At 72.1% G+C, this 17,261-nt stretch carries 14 protein-coding genes; 6 read left to right on the top strand and 8 right to left on the bottom strand.

Annotated elements, in window-relative coordinates; all coding sequences use genetic code 11:
* Positions 1-7: 7 nt before the first annotated feature.
* The 7 genes from secA to mtrA form a co-directional block, all read right to left on the bottom strand.
* Complete coding sequence (gene secA, locus C1A17_RS04750) at positions 8-2,707, bottom strand: preprotein translocase subunit SecA (RefSeq protein ID WP_101651202.1); 2,700 nt, start codon at positions 2,705-2,707, stop codon at positions 8-10.
* Between the two features lie 90 nt (positions 2,708-2,797).
* Positions 2,798-4,021, bottom strand: a complete 1,224-nt coding sequence (locus C1A17_RS04755; protein ID WP_245873435.1) for a winged helix-turn-helix domain-containing protein — start codon at positions 4,019-4,021, stop codon at positions 2,798-2,800.
* Between the two features lies 1 nt (position 4,022).
* Positions 4,023-4,667, bottom strand: a complete 645-nt coding sequence (hpf, locus tag C1A17_RS04760) for a ribosome hibernation-promoting factor, HPF/YfiA family (protein ID WP_101651204.1) — start codon at positions 4,665-4,667, stop codon at positions 4,023-4,025.
* A 67-nt stretch (positions 4,668-4,734) separates the two neighbouring features.
* Positions 4,735-5,466 (bottom strand): ComF family protein, encoded by a 732-nt coding sequence (locus tag C1A17_RS04765; protein ID WP_101651207.1) that lies wholly within the window; start codon positions 5,464-5,466, stop codon positions 4,735-4,737.
* Positions 5,467-5,546: 80 nt separating this feature from the next.
* Complete coding sequence (locus tag C1A17_RS04770) at positions 5,547-7,247, bottom strand: LpqB family beta-propeller domain-containing protein (protein WP_101651209.1); 1,701 nt, start codon at positions 7,245-7,247, stop codon at positions 5,547-5,549.
* Positions 7,234-8,955, bottom strand: a complete 1,722-nt coding sequence (gene mtrB / locus C1A17_RS04775) for an MtrAB system histidine kinase MtrB (protein WP_342750295.1) — start codon at positions 8,953-8,955, stop codon at positions 7,234-7,236. The genes C1A17_RS04770 and mtrB overlap by 14 nt, the downstream gene beginning before the upstream one ends.
* Entirely contained in the window at positions 8,952-9,632 is a 681-nt protein-coding gene (gene mtrA / locus C1A17_RS04780; protein WP_101651211.1) for an MtrAB system response regulator MtrA, read from the bottom strand. The genes mtrB and mtrA overlap by 4 nt, the downstream gene beginning before the upstream one ends.
* Positions 9,633-9,803: 171 nt before the next feature.
* Here mtrA and C1A17_RS04785 point away from each other — a divergent pair, with 171 nt between their 5' ends.
* From C1A17_RS04785 to C1A17_RS04805, 5 genes are all read left to right on the top strand, one after another.
* Positions 9,804-10,874 (top strand): hypothetical protein, encoded by a 1,071-nt coding sequence (locus C1A17_RS04785; protein ID WP_146000580.1) that lies wholly within the window; start codon positions 9,804-9,806, stop codon positions 10,872-10,874.
* Positions 10,871-11,497, top strand: a complete 627-nt coding sequence (locus C1A17_RS04790; protein ID WP_101651215.1) for a DUF4129 domain-containing protein — start codon at positions 10,871-10,873, stop codon at positions 11,495-11,497. Before C1A17_RS04785 ends, C1A17_RS04790 begins: the two co-directional genes overlap by 4 nt.
* On the top strand, positions 11,494-12,744 hold the full coding sequence (locus tag C1A17_RS04795; protein ID WP_101651217.1) for a DUF4350 domain-containing protein: 1,251 nt from the start codon (positions 11,494-11,496) through the stop codon (positions 12,742-12,744). Before C1A17_RS04790 ends, C1A17_RS04795 begins: the two co-directional genes overlap by 4 nt.
* 73 nt (positions 12,745-12,817) lie before the next feature.
* Complete coding sequence (locus C1A17_RS04800; RefSeq protein ID WP_101651219.1) at positions 12,818-13,936, top strand: AAA family ATPase; 1,119 nt, start codon at positions 12,818-12,820, stop codon at positions 13,934-13,936.
* The gene (locus tag C1A17_RS04805; protein ID WP_101651221.1) at positions 13,936-15,228 is read left to right on the top strand and encodes a DUF58 domain-containing protein; all 1,293 of its coding nucleotides are present in this window, start codon (positions 13,936-13,938) and stop codon (positions 15,226-15,228) included. The genes C1A17_RS04800 and C1A17_RS04805 overlap by 1 nt, the downstream gene beginning before the upstream one ends.
* Before the next feature lie 74 nt (positions 15,229-15,302).
* Here the strand turns inward: C1A17_RS04805 and C1A17_RS04810 are convergent, their stop codons facing one another.
* The gene (locus tag C1A17_RS04810; RefSeq protein ID WP_101651223.1) at positions 15,303-16,298 is read right to left on the bottom strand and encodes a stage II sporulation protein M; all 996 of its coding nucleotides are present in this window, start codon (positions 16,296-16,298) and stop codon (positions 15,303-15,305) included.
* Positions 16,299-16,341: 43 nt separating this feature from the next.
* Between C1A17_RS04810 and C1A17_RS04815 the strand changes: the two genes are divergently transcribed.
* Positions 16,342-17,157, top strand: coding sequence for an RDD family protein (locus tag C1A17_RS04815; RefSeq protein WP_245873437.1), 816 nt, complete (start codon positions 16,342-16,344; stop codon positions 17,155-17,157).
* The last annotated feature ends 104 nt before the right edge of the window (positions 17,158-17,261 follow it).

Genomic DNA, 17,261 nt, shown 5'->3' on the forward strand with positions numbered 1-17,261 from the left:
CTCGGGCTCAGCGCTTCTTCGCGCGCCGCTGGGCGCGGTTGCCGGCCTCCTCGGGTGCCGCCGCCGCGCCGGAGCTGTCGGAGCGCACCTGCACTCCCCCGGAGTCCGAGGGCGCCGAGAGCTGGAGCTGCGGCTTGCGCGGTCGCAGCTCCTCGGCGTCGACCTCGACGACGTCATCGGACGGATCCTCGAGGTCCTCGCCGGGATTCACCTTCACCTTGACCTCGAGCGTGCTCGTCAGGCGGACGACGTCCTCCTTGATGCCCTCCTGCATGGAGTTGAACATCTCGAAGCCCTCGCGCTGGTACTCGACGAGCGGATCGCGCTGGGCCATCGCGCGCAGCCCGATCCCGTTCTTGAGGTAGTCCATCTCGTAGAGGTGCTCGCGCCAGCGCTTGTCGATCACCGAGAGCACGACCCGGCGCTCGAGCTCGCGCGTCGCCTCCTCGCCGAGCTCCTCCTCGCGGGTGTCGTAGGCGAGGTCGGCATCGGCCCGGATCTCCCGCAGCAGGGTCTCGCGGGTGAGATTCGCCTGCCCGCCGACGTCCTCGATGAGGTCCTCGGCGGTGATCGTCGGGTTGTACAGCTCGCCGAGCGCGGTGAACAGCTCCTCGATCTCCCAGGTCTCCGCCGGACCGCGGGTGGCGCCGTCGACGTAGGCGGTGATGACATCGTCGCGGAAGAGCTGCACCTGCTCGGCGAGGTCCGCCCCCTCGAGCACGCGGCGGCGCTCGTCGTAGATCACCGTGCGCTGACGGTTGAGGACGTCGTCGTACTTGAGCACGTTCTTGCGCTGCTCGGCGTTGCGCTGCTCGATCTGGGTCTGCGCCGACAGGATCGCCCGCGACACCATCTTCGATTCGAGCGGCACATCGTCGGGCACGTTCGCGGTGGCCATGATGCGCTCGGCCGCACCGGACCCGAAGAGCCGCATGAGGTCGTCGGTGAGCGAGAGGTAGAAGCGCGACTCGCCCGGGTCCCCCTGGCGGCCGGAGCGTCCGCGGAGCTGATTGTCGATGCGCCGGGACTCGTGGCGCTCGGTGCCGAGCACGTAGAGCCCGCCGAGCTCGCGGATCTCCTCCGCCTCCTGCTCGACGCGCTCCTCGGCGGCCTCGAGCACCTCGGGCCAGAGCTTCTCGTACTCCTCCGAGTGCTCGACCGGGTCGAGGCCCTTCTCCGCCATCTCCGCGACGGCGATGTGCTCGGCGTTGCCGCCGAGCATGACGTCGGTGCCGCGGCCGGCCATGTTCGTCGCCACGGTGACGGCGCCGCGGCGGCCTGCGAGCGCGATGATCGAGGCCTCGCGCGCGTGGTTCTTCGCGTTGAGCACCTCGTGCTTGACGCCCTTGCGCGCGAGCTGCTTCGACAGGTACTCGCTCTTCTCGACACTCGTCGTGCCGACGAGGATCGGCTGGCCCTCGGCATGGCGCTCGACGATGTCCTCGGTGACGGCGTCGAACTTCGCCTTCTCGTTCTTGTACACGAAGTCGGACTGGTCGATGCGCTGCATGGGCTTGTTCGTGGGGATCGGGACAACCCCGAGCTTGTACGTCGACATGAACTCCGCCGCCTCGGTCTCCGCGGTGCCGGTCATGCCGGAGAGCTTCTCGTAGAGCCGGAAGTAGTTCTGCAGGGTGATCGTCGCGAGCGTCTGGTTCTCCGGCTTGACCTTGACGGCCTCCTTGGCCTCGATCGCCTGGTGCAGGCCCTCGTTGTAGCGCCGGCCCTTGAGGATGCGGCCGGTGTGCTCGTCGACGATGAGGACCTCGCCCTTGAGGACGACGTAGTCCTTGTCCTTCTTGAACAGCTCCTTCGCCCGGATCGCATTGTTGAGGAAGCTGATGAGCGGGGTGTTGTCGGAGTCGTAGAGGTTGGCGATGCCGAGGTAGTTCTCGACCTTGTCGATGCCGGACTCGAGGATGCCGATGGTGCGCTTCTTCTCGTCGACCTCGTAGTCGAGCTCGGGCTTGAGCCGCTTGACGACGGTCGCGAACTCCGAGTACCAGCGGTTGACGTCGCCCTCCGCGGGGCCGGAGATGATGAGCGGTGTGCGGGCCTCGTCGATGAGGATCGAGTCGACCTCGTCGACGATCGCGAAATGATGGCCGCGCTGGACCATTTCCGCAGAGGTCCACGCCATGTTGTCGCGCAGGTAGTCGAAGCCGAACTCGTTGTTCGTGCCGTAGGTGATGTCCGCGGCGTACTGCTTGCGCCGGATGTCGGGGTTCTGCTGGGCGAGGATGCACCCGGTCTCCATGCCGAGGAACCGGAACACGCGGCCCATGAGCTCGGACTGGTATCCGGCGAGGTAGTCGTTGACGGTGATGACGTGGACGCCGTCACCGGTGAGCGCGTTGAGGTACGCCGGCGCGGTGGCGACGAGGGTCTTGCCCTCACCGGTCTTCATCTCGGCGATGTTGCCGAGGTGGAGGGCCGCGCCGCCCATGAGCTGGACGTCGAAGTGGCGCATTCCGAGCGTCCGGCTCGAGGCCTCGCGGACGGCGGCGAAGGCTTCGGGCAGCAGCGCGTCGAGAGTCTCCCCGTCGGCATAGCGCTCCTTGAAGCGATCGGTCTCCTCCCGGATCTCCGCATCGCTCATCTCCTCGAACTCGGCGGAGAGATTGTTGATCGCCGTCGTGTAGTTCCGCAGCCTCTTGAGCGTGCGACCCTCGCCGGTCCTCAACAGCTTTTCCAGGAAGTTCGCCACGATTCTCCTTGCGTCCGGTCCGCGTGACCGGCTCGGTGTTCCGTCTCTTGCGTCAGTGGCCCAGTTTAGCGCCGAACCCCGGCAGGCCCGTCATCGCACGACGACCGAGCCGAGGCGCAGCCAGCGGCCCAGCTCGGCGAGCTCGGCGGCGAGCGCCTCGGGATGCGCCTCGCCCTCCCAGTGGACACGGTGGGCGACGAGCGCATCGGCCCTCCGGTCCGCGGCGAGGTCGACGCGGCCGACCATGTCCTCGCCGAGGAGGAACGGCATGACGTAGTAGCCGTGGACCCGGTCCGGTGCGGGGGTGTAGATCTCGATCCGGTAGTCGAAGTCGAACAGCCAGCGCAGCCGGTCCCGGGTGAAGACGAGCGGGTCGAACGGGGCGAGCAGCGCGCGGGCCGCGATCCGCCGGGGTGTGCGAGCGGCGTGCCAGCGGTAGGCGCGCGTCCCCTCGACGTCGACCTCGACGAGCTCCCCGGTCCGGACGAGCGTCTTGACCGCAGCGCGGACGGGGGCGATCGGCTGGCGGAAGTAGTCGGCGAGGCAGTGCACCGTGCCGATGCCGATCGCCCGGGCGGCGATCCGCACGAGAGCCTCCGCGTCGTCGGCGGCACCCCCGACCCCGCGGGGGAGCCGGCCGGCACCCGGGCGCAGACCGAGCTCGGGGTCGTCGTCGGGACCGAAGCGCAGGTCGGGCACGGGGAGGCCGGGATGGACATCGCCCGGCAGCGCATAGACCCGCTCGAAGGACGGGGTGCGCGCGGCCACGGAGACCCGCCCGGCCCGGAGCAGCGCCTCGAGCCCGGCCTTGACCCGGCTCGGGTTCCAGCCCCAGTGGTCCCGGGCGCGCTCGGGGATGTCGTGCTCGACGCGGGCGCCGAGGTCCCGGGCCGTGCCGGGGCCGTCGGCGAGGGCAGCCTCGAGGTCGCCGAGGAGGCGGACGAAGGCCGGACCGGTCACCGGATCGCGCTGTCCGTAGTCGCGGCGGAACCAGTCGGCCCGCCGGCCCGCGGCGTGCGCGAGGCTCGACGGCGGGACGTAGGCGGCCTCGTGCATCCAGTACTCGACACCCATCGGATCCGGCGCGCGGAGCAGGGAGTCGAGGGCCGCGGTGGGGTACGGGCCCAGACGGGAGTAGAACGGCAGGTAGTGGCTGCGGGCGACGCGGGCCACGGAGTCGATCTGGACGAGCCCCAGGGTGTCGAACACCGTCCGCAGATGGCGCCGGGTGACCCGCTCCGGCCGGGGCCGGGCAAAGCCGGAGGCGGCCAGCGCACAGCGCCTGGCCGCCTCCCTGCTCAGCGAGCGCGCCACCTTATTCGGCGAGCTCCGGATCGAGCGAGATCACACCGTAGCTCCAGCCCTTGCGGCGGTAGACGACGGACGGCTTCCGGTTCTCCTCGTCGATGTAGAGGTAGAAGTCGTGGCCGACCATCTCCATCCGGTTGAGCGCCTCCTCGATGCCGATCGGGGTGGCCGGGAAGTTCTTCTCGCGGAGCACCACCGGGGAATCGCCCTCGGACTTGATCCGCCCGTTCGTCCGGTCCGCGGCCTGCGGCTCCTCCGACTGCGCGGCGGTCTCCTCCTCCTGCGGCGGGACGTACTCCATGCGCGCCATCGCCTCGGCGGTCGACTCCGGGCGGTGCTTGCCGCGGTGGGAGATCTTCTGCCGGTCGCGGGCGCGGCGCAGGCGCTCGAGCACCTTGGCCCAGGCGAGGTCGAGCGCGGCGTACTTGTCCGAAGCGCTCGCTTCGGCGCGGAGCACTGGGCCCTTCGCGATCACGGTGATCTCGACGGTCTCCGCGGTCTCCGGCTGGCGCGCGTTCGGTTCGCTGGTGATCTGGACCTCGACGGCGAGCGCCCGCGGGGCGAGCTGCTCGACTTTGGCGACCTTGTCCTCGACATGTGCGCGGAAACTGTCGGAGATTGTCAGATGACGACCCTTGACGACGATGTCCATTGTGCGTTCCTTTACACCTCGGGAAACGGATCGCTCCGCTGCCGTCACGGTTCGACGGCTGCTTCCATTAAATACCATCACCAGGGCCGTTGCGAGGTCCGCCGGGAGCGATTCCGACCACCGCGACGCCGTGTGCCGGGATCCGGGACGCAGCGAGAGCGCGCACGGACTCCGCCGTCGTCGCGCCGGTCGTGCAGATGTCGTCGAGCACGATCACCGGGGTCCGCCCGATGACCTCCCGGGCACGCCGGCCCGGACCGGCCACCCGGTGGGTGCCGCGCACGTTGCGTCGCCGGGCGCGCGAGCCGAACCCCACCTGATCGCGGTGCGCCCCGACCTCGAGCAGGGACCGGCAGCGGACGTCGAGACCCTCCGCGCGGAGCACTGCGGCCGCCGCCGCGCCGAGCACCGCGACGTGGTCGGCACCGCGCCGGCGCACCGCCCGCCGGGTCGCGGGCACCGGCACGAGGACGGCGGCGCCGGCCGGCCCGGTCGCTCCCCGTCCGGCTCCCGGCGGGTGCTCGAGCACCGCGAGGACCGCGCGGGCGAGGAGCAGCCCGAGCACTCCGACGAGATCGCGCCGGTCGTGCTCCTTGTAGGCGAGCAGGCAGCTGCGGAGCACTCCGGAGTACTCGCCCGCGCCGACGACCGGGAGCACTCCGTACCGCGGCGAGGTCATGCGCACCGGAACGGCGAGCGCACCCAGGCAGTCGCCGCACAGGGTCACGGTCTCCGCCCCGCACCCGGCGCACACCGGAGGGACGACGAGGTCGAGGAGCTCGGCGAGGACGCGGCGCATGGTGCCATGCTCGACCGCACTCCCGCCGCCGGCAAGGCCGCACCCCCGGCTGTGACCTGCCGCGGGTTCCGCCCGGGAGGTCAGCCCGGGTACGCCGGGTCGGAGACGCGGACGTCGACGAGGTTCTGCCAGCTCCCGGCGCTGTACGTGTAGAGCTCGCCGTCCGCGGTGGAGACGCGGATCGAGCCGCCGTCGCCGCCGGAGGTGATCGCCACTCCCCGGTCGATCGCACCGAGCAGGCTGTACGGCCCTCCGACCGGGGAGCTGTACGGGGTCTCCGGCGCGCCGGTCGCCGGGGAGGCGAGCATGACGAGGGTCTGCGGACCCGACCACGAGAAGTCCGCGATCGAGTCGAAGCCGGCGCCGACGACGAGCGGGGCGGACTGCACCGTGCCGGTGGGACGACCGCTCCCGTCGCGGGTGATGCCGATGACCTCGATCCGGCTGCGCCCCTCGGTATCGCTCGACAGCACCCCGAGCTGGGCGCCGTTGCGCGACACGTGGACGGCCTCGACGCGGCGATCGGTGAGGAACGGGGTGTCGAGCGCGGCGAGCTCGCCGGCGCGGTCGACCGCCTGGAGGGTGCCGTCGGAGTCCGCCTCTGCGGTCCATGTCCAGCCGAACCGGTCGAAGCTCGGCCCCACGAGCTCGTCCCCGGTGAGCACCACCGCATCGGCCATCGAATCGGCGAGGACCCGGTGGAGAGCCGTGCGGTCCTCGCTGCGATAGGCGTACATCGACTCGTCGAGCGCGATCGCCGGCGCGGCGTCCTCCGCGGAGAGCTCGGGGCTGCCTTCGATGGACTCCACCCCGGAGCCGACGACGCGGACGAGCCGGTCGTCGGAGACCGCGATCGGCCGGGCGTCGATGGGGACGACCGTCGGTGCGGCGTCCTCGGACTCCGGGTCGAGCAGACCGGAGGGGACGTCGACCTCGACCTCGGTGAGCGAGGTGATCTCGCGCAGGGTCTGCCCGATCTGGTGGACGAGCCGGGCCTGGCCGACCGCGTCGAGCCCGTCGGCGGTCTCGGAGAGCCCGACCTCGGCGAGCCCCTCGGAGACCGCGACGACCTGGGGGTCGAGTCGAGTGCCCTCCGGGACCGCGGACACGGTCGCCCCCGCCAGGTGGTCGGCAGGTCCGCGCAGCATCTCCGTCAGCGCCTCCGTGGAGGTCGCCGGGGAGCGGATGAACCACCGGGTGTCGGGCACGAGATAGGCGAAGTCCGGGGTGTAGAAGTACACCGGGTACGCCTGGAACAGGGTGCTGAAGTTCGAGGAGGAGACCACGAGGCCCGGGGGCGCCTGGGCGATCCGCCATTCGCCGTTGACCTGCCGGAGCGCGAACTCCATCTCCACGACGGTGTCCTCGACCGATTCGCGGTACACCCGCCGGTCGTCGAGGCTCGCCTGGAGCGGGAGATCGAAGGACACCGTCTGCGAGTCGGCGGTGATCTCGCTCGTGAGCTCCTCGAGACCGGTGCCCGACGGCATGATGCGCACGACGGACCGGGGGTCCCAGTCCGCGGCGAAGCTCTCGGTGAGGAAGGAGCGGGCGACCTCGAAGTTGTTGCTGTAGCCGGCGCCGGCCGCGAGGAAGCCGCGCACGATCTCGTCGGGTCCGGCGCCGGGCACCGGGCCGTCGGGATCGATCCGCGACTGGACGCCGGACTCGCCGTCGCCGACGGTGATCCGGCCGATCCCGCCGTCGCGCGGGATCGACACGCAGCCGCTGAGCACGAGGGCGAGCGCGGCGAGGATCGCGATGAGCCTATTCGGTCCCATGCTCGGCCTCCGCGGTGTCGACGACGATGGGGATGCTGCCCGTCTGGATCCGGACGGAGCCGTCCGAGCTGCTCGGTCCGGCGACGAGCGCCGCGCCGCGGGGCACAGCGTCCGCCGGCGGCAGCGGCAGCGGCGAGGACGGGATCTCCTGGCCCTCGCGGCGCGGCAGGGTGAGCCGGAAGCATGCACCCTCGCCCTCGCGCCCCCAGGCCTGCAGCCACCCGGAGTGAAGGTGGGCGTCCTCGAGGGAGATCGCCAGGCCCAGCCCGGAGCCGCCGAGCGTGCGGCGGCGCGAGGGGTCGGCGCGCCAGAACCGGTCGAACACGTGCTCGACGTTCTCCTCGCTCATCCCGATGCCGTGATCGCGCACGCTCACCGCGACCGCCTCGGCGTTGGCGGCGAGGTGGATGTCGATCCTCCGGCCCTCGCCGTGCTCGATCGCGTTGACGACGAGATTGCGCACGATGCGGGTGATGCGGACCCGGTCGACCTCGGCCATGACGGGTGAGGACGGGGCATGGAGGAGGAGCTCGGTGCCGGCCTGGGAGGCGACGACGGAGAGCGTGTCGAGCACCCCGGTGACGATCTCGCCGATGTCGGTGGGCTTCGTCACGAGGTTCGCGGCACCCGCGTCGTAGCGGGAGATCTCGAGGAGGTCGCCGAGCAGCAGCTCGAAGCGCTCGACCTGCGAGTTGAGGAGCTCGGCGGAGCGGGCCGTCGACTCGTCGAACTCGTCGCGCGACTCGTAGATCATGTCGGAGGCGATGTGGATCGTCGTCAGCGGCGTCCGCAGCTCGTGCGAGACGTCGGAGACGAACTGGCGCTGCAGCACGGTGAGCTGCTCCATCCGCGTGATCTGGTCCTGCAGGGTATCGGCCATCGAGTTGAAGCTCTCCGCGAGGGTCGCGATCTCGTCCTGGCCATGGACCGGCATCCGCTGGTCGAGGTCGCCCTGCGCGAGCTGCCGGGCGACGTCGGAGCCGGTGCGCACCGGGACGACGACGAGACGGGTGACGATCCAGGCGATCGCGCCGATGAGCACGGAGAGGACGATCGCGGCGACGATGAGGGCGCGGAGCACGAAGTCGAGGGTGTTCTGCTCCTCCTGGAGGTCGGCGATGACGAACAGCTCGAACTGGCCGGCGGCCGGGATCGTCACCGGCTGCGCGATGACGAGGCCGGGCGAGGCCTCCTCCCCCGGCAGGGTCACCGACTGGTAGAGCTGCTCGCCGGGCTCGGCGCGGTCGACCGCGGCGAGGAAGGCGTCGGGCAGGTCCGACACCGGGATCGACTCCTCGCCGCTGACGAGCGTGAGCAGCGGCGGAACCGCGGTCGAGCGCTCCTGCGGCTCGAGCGCGACGGACCGCAGCGGCGTCGGCGAGCGCGACAGCATGGATCGGAGCTGGGAGTTGAGCGTCTCCGACAGCGCCTCGTCGTCCTCGCCGGCCGACAGCGACTGGAGCTCGGCGGCGTAGCCGGCGGTCTGCACCGACACCGAAGAGAGCTTGGACTCGAAGAGCCCGCGCGAGATCTGCTGGGACATGTACGCGCCCACCCCGAGCACGGCGACGATGGTGAGCGCGATGGTGAGGACGACGATGCGGAACTGGAGCGAGCGGGTGAAAGCCGAGACCACCCAGCTGCCGGCTTCGCCGAGCAGCCGGACGACCGTCTCGAGGATCCCGGCGAGCGCCGGGGTGCGGCTCACGTCGCCTGACCGGCCTTGTAGCCGACGCCGCGCACGGTGACGACGATGTCGGGGGTCTCCGGGTCCTTCTCGATCTTCGACCGCAGGCGCTGCACATGGACGTTGACGAGCCGGGTGTCGGCCGCGTGGCGGTAGCCCCAGACCTCCTCGAGGAGAGTCTCGCGGGAGAACACCTGCCAGGGCTTGCGGGCGAGCGCGACGAGGAGGTCGAACTCGAGCGGGGTGAGCGAGACCGGCTCCCCCGCCTTCGTCACCGTGTGTCCGGCGACGTCGATGCTGACGTCGCCGACGGAGAGGATCTCCGGCGCGCTCGGCTCGGCCATCCGCAGCCGGGCGCGGACGCGGGCGATGAGCTCCTTGGGCTTGAAGGGCTTGGGGACGTAGTCGTCGGCCCCGGACTCGAGTCCGAGCACGACGTCGACGGTGTCGGACTTCGCGGTGAGCATGATGATCGGGACCCCGGACTCCTCCCGGATCTCGCGGCACACCTCGAGGCCGTCCTTGCCGGGGAGCATGAGATCGAGGAGGACGAGGTCCGGGTCGACCGCGCGGTAGGCGTCGAGAGCCCCGTCACCGGTGGCGCAGAAATGCGGCTCGAAGCCCTCGCTCTTGAGCACAATGCCGATCATCTCCGCGAGCGCGGTGTCATCGTCCACAACCAGAATCCGAGCATTCATGGATCCATTCTCGCCCATCGATCGGGATCGGGGGAATCCGACAGGCCGGTGGCGGGCGCCCCGGCGCGCCCGCGCGCTCCTGTTGGTATCCGGACGGGCCTTTGGAACAATGGCGGACGAGCCCGGCCGCGTCGACACCGCGTCCGGACGGAGGACACGGAGGTGGCGGCGATGGTCGATGCGCACGGCGCCGCCTGGACCGTGCGCACGGACTGGCGGACCGGGGCCCGCGTCCCCGCTCCGGCCGTGCGCCCCCGCCCGCAGTGGCAGGCCCCGCCGACCCCGGGGGTGCTCTCGCGCCGACCGCTGCGCTTCTTCGAGGGGCTCGACGGCGGCTTCCGCCTCATCCGCTTCGCCCCGGCGCTCACCGTCGGACTCTCCGCCATCGTCTTCACCCTGTGGACGCTCGCCATCACCGCGGCGATCTCCGGCATCGCGTGGGCGGGCTCCGGCTTCCTCACTGCGGTGTTCAGCGATCCCGACGCCTCGGCGGGCTTCTCGATCCTCGCCCAGTTCGGCGCCGTCGCACTCTCGATCTCCTCGCTCTCGCTCGTCCACCTCCTCGCCGGGGCGACGACGGTCGGCACCCGCGCCGCGTTCGACTCCCGCCGGATGACGCTGCGCGAGGGATGGCGGGCGCTCGCCGGGGTACGGTGGCGGCTCGTCCTCACCACCGCGCTCCTCGCCGCGGCCCATCTCGGCGCGCTCGTCGTGCTCCTCCTCCCCGCGCTCCTCGTCGCCGGGCTCGGATCCGCCACCGGCGCGCTCGTGCTCACCGGCTTCGGGCTGCTCGGCTGGATCGCCTTCACCGTCTACTTCGCTCTCCGCACCGCCTTCGTCGGGTGCGCGATCGCCCACGAGCGCCTCACCGTCCGCCGCGCCTTCGCGCGCTCGTGGCGGCTCACCGCGTCCGGGTTCTGGCGGACGCTCGGCCAGCTCCTCCTCGGCTGGTACCTGTCGAACCAGCTCGTCTCGATCATCATCAGCCCGCTCATCGTCGTCGCCTACGTCGTCCTCATCGCCATCGTCATCATCGGGGTGTCGAGCGGCGGCTCGACGACGGCGCTCCTCATCACGGCTCTCGCCGGGCTCGCCATCGCCGTCTCCTTCATCACGCTCGCCGCCACCGCCGTACTCTTCGCCTACCTCGCAGGCCTCGTGTCGGTCGTCTACTTCGACCGGCTCATGCGCGTCGAGGGCTACGATCTCGTGCTCCTCCGCCGCGCCGAGGGCGGCCCATGACCCCGGGAGCGCTCCGGGCGGCGCTCACCCCCGGGCGCGACGAGGCCCGCCGCTGGGCCGAGGAGGAGCTGTCGCGGCAGGAGTACCAGGAGGCCGATCTCACCCTCCTCCAGCGCCTCGGCGAGGCGATCTCCCGGTTCCTCTCCGATCTCGTCGCCCCCGTCGCCGAGTTCGAGTCCGCGTGGCTCTTCGTCGTCGTCGTGCTCGTCGTCGCGGCGCTCGCGGTCCTCATCGTGTGGCGGGTGCGCCGCGGGTCCGGCGGCAGCCTGAGCGATCCGTACCGCCCGCTCGACCTCCAGGTCGCCGGCATCGACCCCGCAGAGCTCCGCGCCCGCGCGGACCGGGCGGCGGCGGCGAAGGACTGGAACCGCGCGGTCCAGGAGCGGGTGCGCGCCGTCATGGCCGAGCTCGACCGCGCCGGGCTCGTCGAGATCACCACCGCGAGCACCACCGCCGAGCTCACCGCCTCCGCGGCCCGTGCCCGCCCGGACGAGGCCGCCGACCTCACCTGGGCGGGCGCCGCCTTCGACGCGGTGACCTTCGGCGACGCCGCCGCCGACGCCGCCGACCACCGGCGGATCGCGGACCTCGATCGGCGCCTGCTGAGCGGGGTGCGGTCATGAGCGCCGGGCTCGACGTCGCGGTCCGCGGGACTGCGCGTGCGAGCGCACCGAGCGGCTGGCAGCGCGCGCGGAGGGGCGCGCGCTCGGCGACCGTGTGGATCGTCGCGGCTCTCGTCCTGCTGCTCGCCGCGATCATCGGCTTCCTCTCCTCGGCGGCGGACGAGGAGACCCGGCCGCTCCACTGGGACTCGGCCGCTCCCGAGGGCGGGCGCGCCCTCGTCGAGGTGCTCCGCTCCCAGGGGATCGAGGTCCGCACCACCGAGACCCTCGCCGAGGCCCGCACGCTCGCCGCGCAGCCGGACACCGCGCTCCTCGTCTTCGACTCCGACACGCTGCTCGACACCGACGACGCCGCGGAGCTGCGCCGGACGACGATCGGGGCGGGCAACCCGCTCGTCGTCGTCGAGCCGGGCGCCCTCGCCCCCGCTTGGTCCCCCGGTGTCCAGGAGGCGTTCCAGACCCTCGAGGTGCCCGCGACCCCCGACCCGATGGCCCCGGACTGCGACTGGGAGACCGCGCAGCGCGCGGGCACGGTGACCGGCACCCTCGAGCGCTATGCCGCGACCGGGGCCTCCTCGACGGTCACCGCGTGCTACCACCATCCGTGGGATCAGGTGGGATACGGGGCGGTCACGCGCGAGGACCTCGGCCCGGCGACGGCCACCGTGCTCGGCAGCCGCGCGTGGCTCGCCAACGACGGCCTCGACCTCGGCGGCAACGCCGCGCTCGCGCTCGGGGCGCTCGGTGAGCGCGACACCCTCGTCTACTACTACCCCGACATGTCCGATCCGGCCTTCGACACCGGGGACGAACCGGTGCTCGGGCCGCTCTTCGGCACCGTCCCCCCGGCATTCTGGGCGGCGTTCCTCTGGCTCATCCCGCTCGTCCTCGCCGCCATGCTGTGGCGGGGACGCCGGCTCGGCCCGCTCGCCGTCGAGCGGCTGCCGGTCGTCGTGCCGCCGGTCGAGACCGTCATCGGCCGGGCCGGCATCCTCCAGCGCTCCGGAGCCCGGGACTCCGCTCTCGCCGGCCTGCGCACCGCCGCCCTCCTGCGGATGGCCGCGCGGCTGTCCCTGCCCCGGCACGCGCGCACCGCCGACATCTGCGACGCGATCTCCGAGCACACCGGCCGCGACCCGGTCGAGGTGCACCGGATCCTCGCTGCGGACGTCGCGCGCACCGATTCCGAACTCACGTCCATCGCCACCGCAATCGCCACTCTGGAGAGCGAGGTCTCACTCCGATGAGCCACATCCCCCCGCAGCCGCCCGGACAGCCGGACGGCCGTTTCCGGCCCCCTCCCGGACAGCCCGGACCCGCGTGGACGGAACCCGGACCGCCCGCACCCGGCGGCTCCGCTCCGCCCGGCGGCGGGCAGCCCGCCCCGGGCGGAGCGGAGCCGCCGGGTGCGGGCGGGACGGACACGCCTCCTACGCGCCCCCGACGCTCGAGGCGCGGCTCGCCGAGCAGCACCGGCTCGGCGAGCGCGACCATGCGCTGCGCGCGCGGCTCGACGCCGTGCGGTCCGAGGTCGGCAAGGCCGTGGTCGGCCAGGAGCCGGCCGTCGAGGGGATCCTCCTCGCCCTGCTGTGCCAGGGCCACGTCCTCCTCGAGGGCGTGCCCGGGGTGGCGAAGACGCTCCTCGTGCGGACCCTCGCGCAGGCGCTCGAGGTGGATTCGACGCGGGTCCAGTTCACGCCGGACCTCATGCCCGGCGACGTCACCGGATCGATGATCTACGACACCCGCTCCGGCGACTTCGAGTTCCGCGCCGGCCCGGTGTTCACCCACCTCCTCATCGCCGACGAGATCAACCGCACCCCGCCCAAGACGCAGTCGGCGCTGCTCGAGGCGATGGAGGAGCGCCAGGTGTCCGTCGACGGGACGACCCGGCGCCTGCCGAGCCCCTTCCTCGTCGCCGCCACCCAGAACCCCATCGAGTACGAGGGCACCTATCCCCTGCCCGAAGCGCAGCTCGACCGGTTCCTGTTCAAGCTCGTCCTCGACCTCCCGGGCCGCGGCACCGAGCTCGAGATCCTTCGCCGCCATGCCGAGGGCTTCGATGCGCACGATCTCGCCGAGGCCGGGGTGCGGGCGGTCGCCGACGTGCCGACCCTGCTCGAGGCGGCCGAGCGCACCGGGGACGTCCACGTCGCCCCCGAGGTGCTCGAATACGTCGTCGACATCGTGCAGGCCACCCGCATGGCGCCCTCGCTCGCTCTCGGCATCTCGCCGCGCGGCGGCACCCGCCTGCTCGCCGCGGCCCAGGCCCGGGCGTGGCTGTCGGGGCGCGGCTACGTCACCCCCGACGACGTCAAGTCCCTCATCCCGATGACCTTCCGCCACCGCGTGCTGCTGCGGCCCGAGGCGCAGATGGACGGCATCGGGGTCGACCAGGTGCTCACGTCGATCATCGACACCACCCGAGCCCCGCGCTGATGGTCCCGACCTGGCGCTTCGTCCTCCTCGTCGCGCTCGCCGGGGTGCCGGTCGTGCTCGTCCCCGGCTGGGGCACCGCCGGGCTCGCGCTCGCCGCCGTCGCCTTCGTCTCCCTCCTCGACTGGGCGCTCACCCCGCGCCCCGGGGCGGTCGCCGCCCAGCGCACCCCGGGACGCCGGGTGCGGCTGGGCGAGGAGACGCGGAGCACCCTCACCCTCGTCAACGAGGGGCGGCGCACCCGCCGGCTCGTCGTGCGCGATGCGTGGAGCCCGAGCGCCGGCGCCGTCGACGTGCGCTTCCGCGTCCGGCTGCGCGGCGGCGAGACGCACGAGCGGGAGCTCGTCCTCGTGCCCGCGCGCCGCGGCGTCCTCCACGCCGACCGCCTCACCCTCCGCTCGCTGTCGCTGCTCGGGATCATGGGGCGCCAGGCGAGCTTCGAGGTGCCCGCCCGGATCCGGGTGATGCCGCCCTTCCTGTCGCGCAAGCACCTGCCCTCGAAGCTCGCCCGGCTGCGCGAGCTCGACGGCCGCACGGCGGTCATGGTCCGCGGCCTCGGCACGGAGTTCGACTCGCTGCGCGAGTACGTCCGCGGCGACGACGTCCGCTCGATCGACTGGCGGGCCACCGCGCGCGCCCGGGAGCTCATGGTGCGCACGTGGCGGCCGGAGCGCGACCGGCGGGTCGTCATCGTCCTCGACTCCTCCCGTCTTGCGGCCCGGCGCTGCGGGACCGGCACGGTGTTCGATGCCGCGCTCGAGGCCGGGCAGCTGCTCGCCGCGCTCGCCGCCGGCGGCGGGGACCGGGTCGACCTCATTGTCGCCGACGCCCGGGTGCGCGCGACGATCGGCCCGATCACCGGCCGCGATCCGCTCGGCCGGCTGGCGAACGACCTCACCGAGGTCGAGCCCGAGCTCCTCGACGCCGACTGGTCCGCGATCACCTCGGCGGTCATGCGGGTGTCCTCGCAGCACGCGCTCGTGGTGCTCGTCACCGCGCTCGACCCGACGACGATCGCCGAGGACCTGCTCCCGGCGCTGCCGGTGCTCCGCGCCCGCAACTCGCTCGCGATCGCCTCGGTGGCCGACCCCGAGCTCACCGCGATGGCCGCGCGCGTCCACACCCCGGCGCAGGCCTACCGCGCCGCCGCGGCCGAGCGCGAGCTCCTCGAGATCCGGTCGATCATCCACGCGCTCGGCGAGATGGGCATCCGGTCGGTGCACGAGGACCCGGAGAACCTCGCCCCCGCGCTCGCCGATCTCTACATCGCCCTCAAGGCCGCCGGTCGCCTCTAGACATCGCAATTTCCGAAGGTTCCTGGGAACCGATCCGCAGATTATTGCGATCTCGACCGACTCGGCCGTCCGCCTCAGTCGACGGCGACGACCTGGTATCCCGCGCGGTCCTCGGAGAGGTCCCCGGTGTCCCCGGCGAGCAGCGCCGGCCTGCCGAGCACGATCGCGTAGACGACGATCCCCACGGTGAGCGCTGCCCCGATGCCGATCCGGACGACATCGGGCAGCGCCGACGGGGTGACGAAGCCCTCGATGATGCCGGAGAGGAAGAGGAGCACGACGAGGCCGAGGGCCACGGTGATGAGCGAGCGGGCGGCGCGGGCGAGGGCGGCGCGCCGGGGCAGCGGCCCCGGCACCACCCAGGAGACGAAGATCTTCAGCCCGGCCGCAGCGGCGATGAGGATGCAGGTGATCTCGGGGATGCCGTGGGGCAGGATGTAGCGGAAGAACTCGGCGCCGTGGCCGAACTCGAACATCACGGCCCCCGACAGCCCGACGTTGACCGCGTTGACGATGAGCCCGAGGATCACGGGGAACCCGAGGATCCCGAGTGCCACCCACTGGACGGCGATCCATGCGTTGTTCGCCCACACCCCGACGGTGAAGAAGCCGCTCGGATGCTCGAAGTAGTAGTCGACGAAGTCCTCCTCGGCGAGCTGCCGACGCATCTCCTCCGTCCCGAACGACTCGAGCGCGCCGGGCGTGTACAGCGCCCACACCGTGGTGAGGACGCTCAGGCCGACGAAGAACACGAACACCCCGAGGAACATCCAGCGCAGCGAATACAGCGCCGCCGGCAGGGACACGACCCAGAACTGCACGAGCGACCCGCGCAGCCCGAGCGGCACGCCGGTGAGCTGCATGCGGGAGCGGTGGATGATGTTCGACAGCCGGATCGACACCTCGGAGTCCGGGGCCACGGTCTGGATCCGCGACAGGTCCTTCGACGCCGACCGGTAGAGGAGGAGGAACTCCTCCGCCTCCGCCGCGGTGAGCGTGTTGCGCGAGGCGAGCGTCGACAGCCGGGCCCACGCCGGTCCGCGGAGCTCGGCGAGGAGAGCCGGATCCATGCCTCCCAGCCTAATCGACCTCCGCTGTGCCACGATAGGTCCCGTGAGCACACTCGTCACCGGTGAGGCGGTCGCCCTCGACGTACGCGCCGCCTCGCTGGCCGCGCGCGCGGTCTCCTGCGCCGTCGACGTCGTCGTCTACGGCATCGGGTACTCCGGGATCCTGTTCGCCGCGGGCTGGGTCCTCACGCGGACCGAGCTCATCGATTCGCTCCTCGGCCGGACCCTCGGCCTGCTGCTCACCGTTCTCACCTTCGTCCTCATCCCGTGCACCGTCGAGACGCTCACCCGCGGCCGCTCCCTCGGCAGGCTCATCTGCGGGCTGCGGATCGTGCGCGAGGACGGCGGCGCCATCACCTTCCGCCACGCCTTCATCCGCGCGCTGCTGTGGCAGTTCGAGGTCATCGCGACCGGCGGCGGGGTCGCCGCGCTCGTCGGCCTGCTCTCACCCCAGAGCAGGCGGCTGGGCGACTACCTCGCCGGCACCCTCGCGGTCAACGAGCGCGCCGGGATCCCCGCGACCGCGCAGATCCGCGTCCCGGCCCGCCTGGTCCCCTGGATCTCCCGGGCCGACGTCTCCGCGTTCCCCGCCGGCCTCCACTACCGGATGGTCCAGTTCCTCGTCACCGCCGACCAGCGGAGCCCGGAGTCCCGGCTCGAGCGGGCGATCGAGCTCGCCGAGGAGGTCAATCCCTACATCGCCCCCGCGCCTCCCCCGGGGACGCACCCGGAGGAGTTCATCGCCGCGATCATCGGGCACACCCGGTACGAGTTCGCCCGTCGGACGGAGCAGGCCGCGCGCACGACCCGGGACTTCCGCTCCCGGATCGGGACGCTGCCCTACGGGCAGCGCCTCTGAGCGATAGGGATCCCGAGGTGCCGGTCCCCGAAGGACCAGGCGCCGAGGTGCCAGGCTCCGAGGTGCGGATCCCCGAGGTGCCGACCGGGCCGCCGCGATCGGCG

Origin of the sequence: Brevibacterium ihuae (genome assembly GCF_900184225.1) — a bacterium.
GTDB lineage: Bacteria > Actinomycetota > Actinomycetes > Actinomycetales > Brevibacteriaceae > Brevibacterium > Brevibacterium ihuae.